Below are 13,705 nucleotides of genomic sequence, written 5' to 3' on the forward strand. Positions count from 1 at the left end.
CTCACCCACCGGACAGAAGGCGCTACGCACGCCACGACGCGACAGCGACGGGCCGCCGCAGGCATTTCAGGGGCGCGGGGAACTGCGCGACCAGCCACCACGCACCCGCAGACGAAAACCGGCCCAAGCGCCGCAGGCACCCGCGAGGGCGCACGCGCACGCCTCAGCGGCCCGGTTCCGGCTCCCGCGCCGCCTCGTCCAGCGCCGTCGTAAGCCGGTCGAGACGCTCGCGCAGCTCGCGGATCTCGTCCAGCTCGAAGCCCGTCGAGGCCACGATCCGGCGCGGAACCTGCAGAGCCCGCGCACGCAGAGCCGTGCCCTCCTCGGTCAGCCGCACCCGCACCGACCGCTCGTCCTCCGCGCTGCGCTCACGCCGCACGTACCCGGCCGCCTCCAGCCGCTTGAGCAGCGGCGACAGCGTGCCGGAGTCCAGCCGCAGATGCTCGCCCAGCTTCTTCACCGGCAGCTCGCCCCGCTCCCACAGCACCAGCATCGCCAGGTACTGAGGATACGTCAGCCCGAGGTCCTTGAGGATCACGCGGTACACGCCGTTGAAGGCGCGGGACGCGGCATGCAGGGAGAAGCAGATCTGACGGTCCAGGCGGAGCCAGTCCTCTTCGGCGGCGGGCGGTGTGCTCGGGGTCATGTCTCCAGGGTAGCTCTTGCGCGCAATTAACAAACCCCCAATTCAGTTGCGCACAACTCAATCGCGTGCTCTACTTGTGACCGTCACCGACAACGAGAGGGAAGGCCCCCATGGACACGCTCTACACCGCCGTCGCCACCGCCACCCACGGCCGCGAGGGCCGTGCCGTCAGCTCCGACGGCCGGCTCGACCTCCAGCTGGCCATCCCCGTGGAGATGGGCGGCAACGGTCAGGGCACCAACCCCGAGCAGCTCTTCGCCGCCGGCTACGCCGCCTGCTTCGCCAGCGCCCTCGGCCTGGTCGGCCGCCAGGCCAAGGTGGACGTCAGCGAGGCCGCCGTCACCGGCGAGGTCGGCATCGGCAAGCAGGGCGAGGGCTTCGGGCTCGCCGTCACCCTGCGCATCGAGCTGCCCGACCACGTCGACGAGGCCACCGGCCGCAAGCTGGTGGAGACCGCCCACCAGGTCTGCCCCTACTCCAACGCCACCCGCGGCAACATCCCCGTCGACCTCGTCATCGAGTAGTCCCCACCCCACCCCCGGCCCCCGGCCCACTCCCGGTCCTCGTCGGCCCACCCCCGACCCGCGCCAGCACCTCCCCCGTCCGCCCGCTCCACGCCACCACCACCGCCTCCTGCGGCACCCGGCGCCGAGGCGTCAGCAGCAGCCAGCGCACGTGGTAGCGGCGGGCGATCGCGGAACGCCCGGCGCGGGTCGAGCCGTCGGCGAGGTAGGCGCGCACATCGGCCAGCCGCCGCAGCCGCTCGCGCTCGTCCAGTGCCGGGTCGGGCCAGGTCGGTGCGGCCAGGTCGGCGCCGTACCCGGGGAGCATCCGGCGGGCCTTGTAGCCGTCGGCGATCACCGGCTCGCCGGGCCGGACGTACCGCGCGGCCCAGGCGTACGACGGCCAGTCCGGCGGCTGTGCGAAACGCACCGGCCCCAGCCGGCCCGGCACGACCGCGCCGGCCTGCACCGTGCACAGACCCACGCCCGCCGCCACGGCGGCCACCGCGCCCAGCGCCCTGCGCCCGGCCCGCCACGGCCGCGGCGCCGCGAGCTCCACGGCGAGCGCGAGCTGCGGCGCCACCGGCGTCATACCGAGGACGCGGCCGTAGGTGTAGTGGCCGCTGAGCCAGCCGAACGCCACGACCAGGCAGTCCAGCGCGAACATCAGCACGAGCGGGTCCCGGGGACCGTTGCGCCGGGCCCGCAGCCACAGCGCCGGCAGTCCCGCCGCCGACGCCAGCCAGAAGCGGCCCGCCAGGTCGTCGTAGAGACCCCGGTGGATGGTGTCCGCGCTGGCGTTCCCGGCCAGCGCGAACACCTCGCAGTACGGCCACGCCGCCGCCGTCAGCAGCGCGAGCGCGCAGGTCAGCGCCCAGCGCGCCGTCACCGCCGTACACCAGCCGCGCTGCCTGCCCGCCACCACGGCCACCGCACCCGTCGCCGTCGCCACGAAGGTGATCGGATGGACGAGCGCGATCACCCCGTACAGCACCCCCAGGGCCGCGTACCCGGTGAGGCCGCGCTGCCCGCTCGGGCCGACGTAGCGCACCCGCCGGGTGTCCCGCGCCCGCGCCGCCGTCAGCGCCCACGCCCACAAGGTCAGCCCGATCGCGGCCGTGGAGGGGTAGCCGAGGCTGGTGGTCATCCCCAGCAGGCTCTCGAAGCCGCTCCACACGACCGGCTCGGTGCCCCACAGCAGGGTCGTCGCGCCCAGGGCGAGCACCGGCGCCCACGGGCGCGGGGTGAGCGTGTGCACGAAGCGGCCGAGCCCGGTGAGCAGCACCACCAGGTTGACCGGCCCGGCCAGGCGTACGACCTCCCAGCCGCCCAGCCCGGTCAGCCGTGCGAACACGCCCTCGGCCAGCGCGTACGGCGAGTAGTAGGGGCTGCCCGCGCCCGGCAGGTCGGCCATCGGATGGCGCGGGTGCAGCAGGTCGGCCCGCAGCCGCTCGACCACCGCGGCGTGCTGGCCGGCGTCGCAGCACTGCGGCACCCGCCAGTACGCGAGCGTCATGGCCAGCCAGAACAGGAAGCCGACGGCCTGGTACGGCGTCGGACGCCACAGCCGGCCGCCGCGCAGGGCGGTGGCGCCGCGCGCGGGCCGCCGGACGACGACGTCCGCGCCCACCTCTGTGCTCATCGGACGACCGGATGATCGGGCATTCGGGGCATTGTGCTTATATGCCCACGAATGCCCGCACCGGTCGGTGGACGCGCCGCCGCTCACCCCGTCGCGGGGCCACATCACCCGAACGGCGGCCCGCAGCCTCCGCTCAGGCGGTCACGGTCACGGTCACTTCACCGCGCCCGCCATCACACCGGACACGAACTGCCGCTGGAAGGCGAAGAACACCGCCAGCGGTACCACCATCGAGATGAACGCGCCGGGCGCCAGCACGTCGATGTTGTTGCCGAACTGCCGTACCTGTGTCTGCAGCGCGACCGTGATCGGCTGGGTGCCGGACTTGGTGAAGACCAGCGCCACCAGCATGTCGTTCCACACCCACAGGAACTGGAAGATGCCCAGCGAGGCGATGGCCGGGCCGCCCAGCGGCATCACGACCCGCGCGAACAGCCGCAGTTCGCCCGCCCCGTCCAGCCGGGCGGCCTCCAGCAGCTCGCGGGGGATCTCCGCGAAGAAGTTGCGCAGCAGGAACACCGCGAACGGCAGGCCGAACCCGACGTGGAACAGGATCACCCCGAAGATCGTGCCGAACAGGCCGAGCTTGCCGAACAGTTCGGCGATCGGGATCAGCGCCACCTGCACCGGCACCACCAGCAGCCCGACCACGCCGAGGAACCACCAGTCGCGGCCCGGGAACTCCATCCACGCGAACGCGTAGCCCGCGAGCGAGCCGATCACGACCACGAGCACCGTCGCCGGGACCGTGATCAGCACGGTGTTGAGCAGCGAGTCGGTGATGTCCGGGTTCTGCAGCAGCTTGGAGTAGCTTTCGAAGGTCAGCTGGGACGGCTCGCTGAACACCGTCCACCAGCCGCTGGCGTTCATGTCCTCGGGCGTGCGCAGCGACGAGATCAGCAGACCGATCGTCGGCACCAGCCAGAACAGCCCGACGACGATCAGGAACACCCGCACCGCACCGCCGCTGACCCAGCCCGCGAGCCGGGAGCCCAGCGACTGCCTCGCCTTCACCGTCCCGGCGGGCGGCGGCACCGCCTGCGTCAGACTGCCGGCGTCCGTCGTCATCGCCGCACCTCCCGCCTAAGCCGCCTGATGTTGAACCACATCACCGGGATGACAAGCAGCAGCAGGAACACCGCGATGGCGCTCGCGATGCCCGGCTGGTCCTCCGAGAAGCCCTTGCGGTACAGCTCAAGGGCCAGCACGTTCGCGTCGTCCTGGGAGGAGCCCGGGGCGATGATGAAGACCAGGTCGAAGATCTTCAGCACATTGATCATCAACGTGACGACGACGACGGCGAGCACCGGCGCCAGCAGCGGCACCGTGACCCGGCGGAACACCTGCCACTCGTTGGCCCCGTCGACCCGGGCCGCCTCCAGCAGCTCCCGTGGCACGCCCGCGAGCCCGGCCGCGATCAGCACCATCGCGAAGCCCGCCCACATCCAGATGTACGACCCGATGATCGACGGCGTGACCAGCGACGGGCCGAGCCAGTCCAGGCCGTTGTAGGGCTCCTTGAAGTTGCTCGCCGGCAGCCTGAGCTGCGCGCCGGCGGCCTTGTCCGGCAGGGCGAACGTGCCGTCGTCGGCCGCCGTCGTGGACGCGACGACCTTGCCGTCCTTGAGCGCCTCGATCCGCATCCCGGCGTACCCGAGCTCGGACGGGTCGGGCGAGCCGAGCGTGCCGACGCCCTTGCCGCGCGTGAAGTCCTGCCAGGTGGTGCCGGTGATCTTCCCCGGCTCCGCCTTCGCCGCCACGGCCTTCTTCGCGCTGTCGGGCATCTGGTCCGGCGCCACGCCGACCAGCGGCAGCAGGACCGGCTGCCCCGCCTGCACCGGCACCTTGGTGATGAAGCCGCCGTCCTCCCGCTCCAGGGGCGACCTGCGGCCCGGGTGCGCCTTCGGGAACGCCGACGACTGCGCGAACGTGTCGTGGACGCCCACCCACACCGCGTTCGCCACGCCCTTGTCCGGGTCCTGGTCGTACACCAGGCGGAAGATGATGCCGGCCGCGAGCATGGAGATCGCCATCGGCATGAAGACGACCAGCTTGAACGCCGTGCCCCAGCGCACCCGTTCGGTCAGCACGGCGAAGATCAGACCCAGGGCGGTGGCGATCGTCGGCGCGAACACCACCCAGATGACGTTGTTCTTCAGCGCCGTGCGGATGCCCTCGTCCGTGAACAGGGCCTTGTAGTTGTCGACGCCGGCGAAGGAGTCGCCGGACTGGTCGTAGAAGCTGCGCACGACCGAGTACCCGATCGGGTACACCACGAGCGCGCCGAGCAGCACCAGCGCGGGCAGCAGGAACAGCGCCGCCACGGTCTTGCGGGTGCCGGTCACGCTCTTGCGCCTGCGAGGAGCGGCAGGGGTCTTGGAGACCCCTGCCGCCGAGGCCGACGCCATGGCGTCAGCTCCCGTAGGCGGCGGCCGCGTCCGCCTCCAGCTTCTGCTGCGTGCCCGCGACGTTCGCCGGGTTCTTCAGGAAGTCCTGAAGGTCCTTCCACTCGCCCTTGCCGGGCGTGCCGCCGAAGGCCTGCGGGGCCTGGTCGGACATGTCGAACCGGAAGTCGTCACCGGAGTCGATCAGCGCCTTGGCGATCTTGCGCTGCACCTCGTTCGGGTACGCCGAGTTCGGCACGCTCTTGTTCGGCGAGAGGTAACCGCCGAGCTTGGCCTGGATGGTCGCCGCGTCCGGCGAGGCCAGCCACTTCGCCAGCGCCTGCGCGCCCTTGGAGTCCTTCAGGATCACCGCCGCGTCACCACCGGAGACCACCGGCGCGGTGTCGCCCACGGTCGGGAACGGGAACACCTTGGCGTCCGTGCCCACCTTCGCCTTGGTCTCACCGATGTTGACCTGCGCGAAGTCACCCTCGTAGACCATGGCGGCCTTCGGCTGGTCGCCACCGGTGAAGACCTGCGTGACCGACGCCGGGAACTCCGTCTGCAGCGCGCCGTTCGGGCCGCCCGCGATCCAGTCCTTCTTGCCCCAGATCTGCGCCAGCGTGGTCAGCGCGTCCTTCACGGACGGGTCCGTCCACTTGATCTTGTGCTGGGCGAGCTGGTCGTACTTCTCGGGACCGGCCTGCGACAGATAGACGTTCTCGAACCAGTCGGTGAGCGTCCAGCCGTCCGCACCGCCGATCGAGAACGGGGTGACGCCGGAGTCGGACACCGTCTGCGCGGTGTTCAGCAGGTCCTTCCACGTCTTCGGCTCACTCGCGCCCGCGTTCTCGAAGACCTTGGCGTTGTACCAGACCAGCGACTTGTTGGCGGCCTTGTAGTACACGCCGTACTGCTTGCCGTTCACCTTCCCGATGTCCTGCCAGCCCTGCGAATAGTTCTTGCTCAGCTCGGAGAGGACGTCGGCACCGACCGGCTTGGCCCAGCCCTTGTCCACGGCCTGCTTGATGGCACCGGGCTGCGGCAGCATCGCCACGTCCGGCGGCTGACCGCCCGCCACCTTCGAACCCAGGAAGTTGATGATCGGGTCCTGCGCGGGCACGAACGTCACGCTCGCACCGGTGCGCTTCTCGAACTCCGCGAGGACCTTCTTGAAGTTGGCCTGCTCGGCACCGGTCCATACGGCGGCGACCTCCAGGTGCGTGCCGTTCAGCTTCGGCAGGCTCAGGCCACTGCTGTCGGAACTGGCGGTGGAGCCGCCCGTCTTGGTGCCGTCATTGTCGTCGCCGCCGCCCCCGCACGCGGCGAGCGTGAAGGCCAGGGAGCCGGCCGCCAAGGCGGCCGCGGTCCGCGCGGCCCTGCTGTTCCGGATCGTGCTGCTGCTCTTGCTGCGCATCACTTCCCCGTTCTTTCGTTCCACGTCGAACGATCGAGCGCTTGCCCCGTGCCGTCTGGTCTACGCCGGGTCAAGGGGGTCGGCAAGAGCGCGACGGGTGTCAAGCGGAGGATCGTGACCCCGTCGTGACTGGGCGCCCCGGTCGGAGGAGGCACGGCGGCTGCCCGGAGAACGTCGACGGCCCTCGGCTAAAGGAGTGAGGGGACCTCCGCCGCCGAGACCTCCTTCGCCGCTCTCTGCAGCGCGCTGGCGAGCAGCGCCAGGTCCGTCGGGCCGTTGCCCAGCTCCCGCACCGGGCGGCGGGCCGGCGGGTCGCCCATCCGGTGCCACTCCAGCGCGACGACCGTCGGGCGCAGCGTCGCCGTGCGCGGGATACGGCCCGTGACGCGCCCCGCCTGGAACGCCGTGGTCCGTCCCTGCGCCCCGGTCAGCCGGCCCCGGCCCGGGGACGGCGCGTCCGCCCCGGCCTCCGGTGCCTCCAGCGCGATCCGCAGCGCCGCCCGCCGCACCGGCTCCGACTCGGCCGTACGGCCGCCGGGGTGGGCCGCCGCGACCAGGTGCACGCCGAGCCGCTCGCCCTCCCGGGCCACCGCCTCCAGCGCGCGCATCACCGAGCCAGCGGACGGCCGGCCCGGAGCGCCCAGCGGGGGCGAGACCAGCGCGTCCAGGTCGTCCACGACGACCACGAGGCGGGGCAGCGGCGGCGCGGCCTCCGTCTGCCGGCGGGTGGCGGCGGACGGCCGCAGCCGCAGGGTGGCGCTCGGCGGGGCCTCGATGTCGGCGGCACCGGGCGCGCGGCCGGTGCCACCTGCGTGGGCGTCGGGGGAGGATGCGGGATCGGACGGTCCCTGTGCCGGCCCGGCCAGGCCGCGCGCGGTGCGGGCGCCCGGTGCGGTGCGCTGGGCGACCAGGCGGCCGGAGACCTCCCGGTGCCGGTGCCACTCGGCGAAGTCGGAGCGGCCCAGCAGCTCCGCCCGCCGCTTCAGCTCCGCGCTCAACGACTGCGCGAACTCCCGCATCCGCACGGGGTCGTTGGCGGTCAGATGCGTGGTGACGTGTGGCACGTCCGTGCACACGTGCAGCCCGTCGCCGCCGGCGCCGCCCACCCGGTCCCGGCCGTCCATCAGCACGATGCCGAGCCGGTCGGGCCGTTCGGCCGCGGCCAGCGAGGCGACCAGCGCCCGCAGCAGCTCGGTGCGCCCGCTGCCGGCCGGCCCCTCGACGAACAGATGCGGGCCCTCGGCCACCAGATCCACGGTCACCGGGCCGCGCGGGCCGGCGCCCAGCACCGCCCACGCCCGCCCGCCGAGCGCCTCCGTGTCGTCCGCCGCGTCCGCCCACCGCGCCATCAGCGACGTCGGCGTGGCCCGGGCAAGACCCAGCTCGTCCAGCAGCCGGGCCGACGACGGCAGCGGCGCCGACACGCGGGCGTGCCGCTCCCCGGGCCCGTCCGGCCGCAGCGGCGCCAGCGCCCGCGCGAACCGCTCCGCCCAGGCGGCGGACACGGCGTCCACCACCGCGACCGTGCCGTGGCCGACGGGCGCGGGCTGCGGTGCGGGCGCCACCCGCAGCAGCCGCAGCGCGCTCGCCACGTCACCGCTGAGCAGCGCCACGGCACCGCACTGACGGAACGTCGGCGTGAGCGCGCACGCCGCCTCGTACGTCTCCGTCACCGGGGACGCGGGCGAGGCCGGGGCCGTCTCGGCCAGGCACACCACGTGGATGCCCGCGCGCGGCCCCTCCAGCGCCAGCCGCGCCACGGCCTCCCGCAGTCCGGCCCCGCCCGGGTCGCCGTCCACGACGACCACGGTGTACGGGCCCGGGAAAGCGGGGGCGTCGTCGGGTCCGTCGGCGGTGCGGGCCCAGGAGGGGCGGCGCGGGGGCGCGGGATCCTCCAAGGGTGCGGGAGGTACCGGTGCCTGGTCCGCGAGGTGGTCCCCCAGGCGGCGCAGCAGTTCGTCGGTGCGGGCGGCGGCCTGTTCGCGGTCGTAGGCCAGCAGCAGGCGGCAGTCCTGGCCGTGCCCGGGGCGCACATGGGGCAGCCAGCCCAGCCACGACCACTCCGCGACCCGCTCCTCAAGCGGGCGGGCGCGGTCGACGCTGATCAGCACGATCTCCAGCGCGTCCGGGGAATGCAGCGCGGCGAGCTGCGCCAGCACGGCACGGGCCAGCCCGGACAGGCGCGGGCGCGGCCCGGCCAGCCCCAGCGCCCCGGCCTCGCGCAGACCGGCGGTCACCGGTACGGCGGGCAGCAGCCCGGAGCCGTCCGGGGTGGCGCGGTCGGCCGTGCCCAGGCGGACGGTGAGCGCCTCCGGGTGACCCGGCCCGCGCTCCCACAGCCGGGGGCCGGGACCGAGCGCGGTGAGCAGCAGGGCCGCCGGATCGGGCCAGGTCTCCGGCTGCGCGGACGCGGCGCCGGCGGCCACGGGCGGCACGGGGGCGGGCCGCTCCCCGGGCGGTTCCGCGTACGGCGAGCCGTCGGCCGGCACACCGTCCGGCGCACCGCGCCCGCCGGTCAGCCGGCGTGCCCACGCCGAGAGCCCGCCGCGCCGCCGCCCCCCGTTCCTGCGGCCGGCGCCCTCGGCGTCGTCGGGGTCGGCGTGCGCGTGGGCGTGCGTGGAGGCGTGCGGGTCGGCCGGGTGCGCGGCGAGCGGCACCCCGCTGCCGTGCGTGTCCAGGGAGCGCTGGTGGTCGGCAGGGGCGGAAGCAGGGCCCGCGGAGGACCGGCCGGTGACCGGCGTACCCGGGGAGTCGGAATAGCTCTCCGCGCGCGGAGCGCCGCCCTGGCCCGGCACCACCGGCGCGTCCCCGGCACCGCGGGACACCGGTCCAGCGGCCCCGTGGGACCCAGCACCAGGCGCCCCCGCACCCGACTCGCCCGCTGCCCCGGGAGACCGCTCGCCCGGCGCGTCGGCCGCCGCCCGCACCCGCACGTGCCCTTCCCCGTCCGGTGCCGTCGGCACGCGCGTGCCCGGCCCGCCGGGCGGGGCGACCCGCAGGGCCGACTCGCCGATCCGCAGCAGGGAGCCCGGGGCGAAGCGCACCGGGCGGCCGGTGACCCGGGTGCCGTCGAGCGTGGTGCCGTTGGTGGAGTCGAGGTCGGCGACCGTGATCCGGCCGTCGGCGGACAGGGTCACCGCGCAGTGCAGCCGGGAGACGTCCGGGTCGTCCAGCGGCACGTCGGCGTCGGCGGAGCGGCCCACCCGCACCTCGCCGCCGTGCAGCAGGTGGACGCCGCCCGCGTCGGGTCCGGCGACCACGTGCAGCTGGGCCGGGGCGTCGTCGAGCTCGGGGTGGGGTTCTGGGTCGGCGGGGGCGCCGAGGGAAAGCACGGCGCCGTCGGTCAGCGGGGGCTCACCGAGCGTGCAGCGCTGCGCGTCGAGCCGCTCGGCACCGGCGTACAGCACCACCGGGCCGTCACCGGCCTGCAGCGCCGCGGCCAGTCCCGACGCCACCGCGGCCAGCGCCGTCCCCGCGGGCGCCGTGACCAGCACGTCGCAGTTCGCGGCGCGGCCGCGCGCCCCGGAGGGCGGGGCCTGCGGATCTACGACGGTGAGCCGGATCTGCATCGGCGTCAGCGGTCCCTTCTGCGCGGGCGCGGACTCCCCCCACCCCACACGAGCACGACGGCCAGTTGCTGGAGGCATCCTCGCACCTGCCACTGACAACACGCCCGCCCGTCCACGACAAGTGATCTTGATTGGTCGGCTCTGCCCGCAAAAGTGCTGGACCGGGGCGGCGACGGCGACCGCTTGAGATCGGTCACGTCCGCTTCCGGCAACCCGTGAGACCACCTCGTGCGTCTTTCGTATGCAAGACGCACAGATCTCCGACAGGGCCGGTGCCAGGCACCGCGGCACTACAGTGGGTCGGAACGTAGGCAAGGCAAGCAGCAGGGAGCGCGTGACGTGCGGCCAGTCGGCAGCAAGTACCTCTTGGAGGAACCGCTCGGACGCGGCGCCACGGGCACCGTCTGGCGAGCCCGGCAGCGGGAGACCGCGGGCGCCGAGGCGGCCGTTCCCGGCCAGCCCGGCGAGACCGTCGCCATCAAGGTCCTCAAGGAGGAGCTGGCGAACGACGCCGATGTCGTGATGCGGTTCCTGCGCGAGCGGTCCGTCCTGCTGCGGCTGACCCACCCGAACATCGTCCGGGTGCGCGACCTGGTCGTCGAGGGCGATCTGCTGGCGCTGGTCATGGACCTCGTCGACGGCCCCGACCTGCACCGCTACCTGCGCGAGAACGGACCCTTCACGCCCGTCGCCGCCGCCCTGCTCACCGCGCAGATCGCCGACGCGCTCGCCGCCAGCCACGCCGACGGCGTCGTCCACCGCGATCTGAAGCCGGCCAACGTGCTGCTGAAGCAGACCGGCGGCGAGATGCACCCGATGCTGACCGACTTCGGCATCGCCCGGCTGGCCGACTCGCCCGGCCTCACCCGCACCCACGAGTTCGTCGGCACGCCCGCGTACGTCGCGCCCGAGTCCGCCGAGGGCCGCCCGCAGACCTCCGCGGTCGACGTCTACGGCGCCGGCATCCTGCTGTACGAGCTGGTCACCGGCCGCCCGCCGTTCTCCGGCGGCAGCGCGCTGGAGGTCCTCCACCAGCACCTGAGCGCCGAGCCGCGCCGTCCCTCCACCGTCCCCGACCCGCTGTGGACGGTCATCGAGCGCTGCCTGCGCAAGAACCCCGACGAACGGCCCAGCGCCGTCAGCCTGGCCCGCGCCCTGCGGGTGGTCGCCGAGGGCGTCGGCGTGCACGCGAGCTCCGCGCAGATCGCCGCCGCCGAGGGCGTCGGCGCCCTGCTCGCGCCCGACCCTGCCCCCGCCGCCGTACCCGGCGTGCCCGGGGAGGCCGACCCGACGCAGGTGCTGCCGCACGGCGCCGGGACGTACGACCCGAACGCCGCGACGAGTTTCCTGCCGCACACCGGCGGCCCGGTCGGCGCCGCCGACCCCACCGCCGTCCTGCCGAACACGGGTCCGAACGCCGGGGCGGCCGACCCGACGGCTGTCATGCCGCCGGTGCCGCCGCACCAGCCCGGACAGTACGGCCAGCAGGGCCAGCAGGGGCAGTCGCCGGACCAGCCGCACCCCTGGCAGACCCAGCTGCGCGCCGCCCGCGACCGCAACGAGCAGACCCAGATCCAGTACCTCGACCCGAACGACGACCCGCTGCGCCGCCGCCCCCAGCGGCAGGTCGCCCGCCCGCAGCAGCAGCCGCAGCGGCCGCAGCCCCAGCAGGCCCCGCAGGGCCGGCAGCCGCGCTACCAGCAGGGGCAGGGGTACGGCCAGCCACAGCAGCACCAGCCGCAGCGGTACGCCCCGCCGGCGGCCCCGCAGCAGCCGCAGCAGCCGCAGCAGCCGCAGCGGCCGCAGCGGGAGCCGCGGCAGCGCAGCGCCAACCCGATGAAGATCCCCGGTCTGGGCTGCCTGAAGGGCTGCCTGTTCGTGATCGTCATCTTCTTCGTCGCCGGGTGGATGATCTGGGAGTTCACCCCGCTGCAGGACTGGATCGGGACCGGCCGCAGCTACTGGGGCGAACTGCAGCACTGGTACGACACCGTCACCGGCTGGATCGGCGATCTGGGCGGGTCGTCGGACGGTTCCTCCGGCGGCAGCGGCGCCGGCCAGCCGTAGCGAGTCAGTGGATTTGTCGACAACCAGCGGGTGATTTCCGCCTCGGCGGTGAACGTCGGCTCCCCGGACGCGTAGTTTTAGCGACAACACGCGTCTGTAGGAGCAGTCTTGGCACGGAAGATCGGCAGCCGGTACACCGCCCACCAGATCCTCGGCCGGGGCAGCGCCGGCACGGTGTGGCTGGGCGAGGGCCCCGACGGGCCCGTCGCCATCAAGCTGCTGCGTGAGGACCTCGCGTCCGACGAGGAACTCGTGGGCCGCTTCGTGCAGGAGCGCACGGCGCTGCTGGGCCTGGAGCACCCGAACGTGGTGTCGGTACGGGACCTCGTGGTCGACGGCAACGATCTCGCGCTGGTCATGGACCTTGTCCGGGGCACCGACCTGCGCACCCGCCTGGAGCGCGACCGGCGCCTGGCGCCCGCCGCCGCGGTGTCCATCGTCGCGGACGTCGCCGAGGGGCTGGCCGCGGCGCACGCGGCCGGGGTCGTGCACCGGGACGTCAAGCCGGAGAACATCCTCCTGGACATGCAGGGCCCGGTCGGCCACGGCGGCTCGCACCGGGCGCTGCTGACCGACTTCGGGATCGCCAAGCTGATCGACACCCCGAAGCGGACCCGTGCCACGAAGATCATCGGCACGCCGGACTATCTCGCCCCCGAGATCGTCGAGGGCCTGCCGCCGCGGGCGGCCGTGGACATCTACGCGCTGGCGACGGTCCTGTACGAGCTGCTCGCGGGCTTCACACCGTTCGGCGGGGGCCACCCCGGGGCGGTCCTGCGGCGCCATGTCACGGAGACGGTGGTGCCGCTGCCCGGCATCCCGGAGGAGCTGTGGCAGCTGCTGGTGCAGTGCCTGGCCAAGGCCCCGGCGTCCCGGCTGCGCGCCTCTGAGCTGGCGGTACGGCTGCGGGAGCAGCTGCCGATACTGGCCGGTCTGCCGCCGCTGGACGTCGACGAGCCCGACGTGGAGGCGGAGGGCGAGGACGAGGACGGCGTGGAGGCGGCCGAGGGCGAGCGGAGCGCCGAGGGTGTGCGGGCCCGCCGAGGGGCCGTCCCGCTGGTACGGGGCGCCAAGCCCGACTCCAACCGGGACACGCATACGTCGATGAGGGTGCCGGCGCCCGACGAGCTGGCCGGCGGCGCCCGCGGCACGGCCCGCGCACCCCGCGCGGCGGGGGCCCCACGCCCCGGCTCCGCACGAAACCGCTCCGCGGTGACCCGGCGACGGCGGGTGGTACTGGGGGTGGCGGGAGCGGTGCTGGTGGCGGCGGTGGGAGCGGGAGCATGGTTCGCGACGTCGGACGACGACGCGCCGCCCACCCCGGACACGAAGAACTCGGCCCCGATGTCCCCCTGACCTCGGGGCCCAGGTCGGCCAGGAGGCCCCGCCCCGGGGCGGAGCCCCTGGCGGGCGGTGCAAGGCCGGGTACCGGGAGCCGGCCGCAGTCACCCGGCGTTCGTACCACGGCGGAGCCGTT

General features: G+C 74.1%; 9 protein-coding genes. 3 read left to right on the forward strand and 6 right to left on the reverse strand.

Features of this window, described 5'->3' with window-relative positions; genetic code table 11:
• Window positions 1–163: 163 nt before the first annotated feature.
• Window positions 164–646: a MarR family winged helix-turn-helix transcriptional regulator gene (locus C3489_RS36625; RefSeq protein WP_103786464.1), complete on the reverse strand. Its 483-nt coding sequence runs from the start codon at window positions 644–646 to the stop codon at window positions 164–166.
• 110 nt (window positions 647–756) lie between these two features.
• Between C3489_RS36625 and C3489_RS36630 the strand changes: the two genes are divergently transcribed.
• Window positions 757–1,170 carry an organic hydroperoxide resistance protein gene (locus C3489_RS36630; RefSeq protein ID WP_103786465.1) on the forward strand — a complete coding sequence of 138 codons (414 nt, stop codon included), beginning with the start codon at window positions 757–759 and terminating at the stop codon, window positions 1,168–1,170.
• On the opposite strand, the gene C3489_RS36635 is transcribed toward C3489_RS36630, so the two are convergent.
• From C3489_RS36635 to C3489_RS36655, 5 genes are all read right to left on the reverse strand, one after another.
• Complete coding sequence (locus tag C3489_RS36635; RefSeq protein ID WP_258055110.1) at window positions 1,160–2,791, reverse strand: hypothetical protein; 1,632 nt, start codon at window positions 2,789–2,791, stop codon at window positions 1,160–1,162. The genes C3489_RS36630 and C3489_RS36635 overlap by 11 nt on opposite strands.
• A 153-nt stretch (window positions 2,792–2,944) precedes the next feature.
• The gene (locus tag C3489_RS36640; RefSeq protein ID WP_103786467.1) at window positions 2,945–3,859 is read right to left on the reverse strand and encodes a carbohydrate ABC transporter permease; all 915 of its coding nucleotides are present in this window, start codon (window positions 3,857–3,859) and stop codon (window positions 2,945–2,947) included.
• The gene (locus C3489_RS36645; RefSeq protein ID WP_103786468.1) at window positions 3,856–5,136 is read right to left on the reverse strand and encodes a carbohydrate ABC transporter permease; all 1,281 of its coding nucleotides are present in this window, start codon (window positions 5,134–5,136) and stop codon (window positions 3,856–3,858) included. The genes C3489_RS36640 and C3489_RS36645 overlap by 4 nt, the downstream gene beginning before the upstream one ends.
• Window positions 5,137–5,203: 67 nt before the next feature.
• A complete protein-coding gene (locus tag C3489_RS36650) occupies window positions 5,204–6,592 on the reverse strand; it encodes an ABC transporter substrate-binding protein (RefSeq protein WP_103786469.1) in 1,389 nt (462 codons plus the stop codon).
• A gap of 188 nt (window positions 6,593–6,780) precedes the next feature.
• Window positions 6,781–10,161: an FHA domain-containing protein gene (locus tag C3489_RS36655; RefSeq protein ID WP_103786470.1), complete on the reverse strand. Its 3,381-nt coding sequence runs from the start codon at window positions 10,159–10,161 to the stop codon at window positions 6,781–6,783.
• A gap of 339 nt (window positions 10,162–10,500) precedes the next feature.
• Between C3489_RS36655 and C3489_RS36660 the strand changes: the two genes are divergently transcribed.
• The gene (locus tag C3489_RS36660) at window positions 10,501–12,228 is read left to right on the forward strand and encodes a serine/threonine-protein kinase (protein ID WP_103786471.1); all 1,728 of its coding nucleotides are present in this window, start codon (window positions 10,501–10,503) and stop codon (window positions 12,226–12,228) included.
• A gap of 108 nt (window positions 12,229–12,336) precedes the next feature.
• A complete protein-coding gene (locus C3489_RS36665; protein ID WP_103786472.1) occupies window positions 12,337–13,584 on the forward strand; it encodes a serine/threonine-protein kinase in 1,248 nt (415 codons plus the stop codon).
• The last annotated feature ends 121 nt before the right edge of the window (window positions 13,585–13,705 follow it).

It is taken from the genome of Streptomyces sp. Ru71, from assembly GCF_002920535.1.
GTDB lineage: Bacteria > Actinomycetota > Actinomycetes > Streptomycetales > Streptomycetaceae > Streptomyces.

What these genes read in the sequence shown, in the direction of transcription:
- C3489_RS36625 (WP_103786464.1), bottom strand. Translation starts at nt 646, where the DNA reads ATGACCCCGAGCACACCGCCCGCCGCCGAAGAGGACTGGCTCCGCCTG.
- C3489_RS36630 (WP_103786465.1), top strand. Translation starts at nt 757, where the DNA reads ATGGACACGCTCTACACCGCCGTCGCCACCGCCACCCACGGCCGCGAG.
- C3489_RS36635 (WP_258055110.1), bottom strand. Translation starts at nt 2,791, where the DNA reads ATGAGCACAGAGGTGGGCGCGGACGTCGTCGTCCGGCGGCCCGCGCGC.
- C3489_RS36640 (WP_103786467.1), bottom strand. Translation starts at nt 3,859, where the DNA reads ATGACGACGGACGCCGGCAGTCTGACGCAGGCGGTGCCGCCGCCCGCC.
- C3489_RS36650 (WP_103786469.1), bottom strand. Translation starts at nt 6,592, where the DNA reads ATGCGCAGCAAGAGCAGCAGCACGATCCGGAACAGCAGGGCCGCGCGG.
- C3489_RS36655 (WP_103786470.1), bottom strand. Translation starts at nt 10,161, where the DNA reads ATGCAGATCCGGCTCACCGTCGTAGATCCGCAGGCCCCGCCCTCCGGG.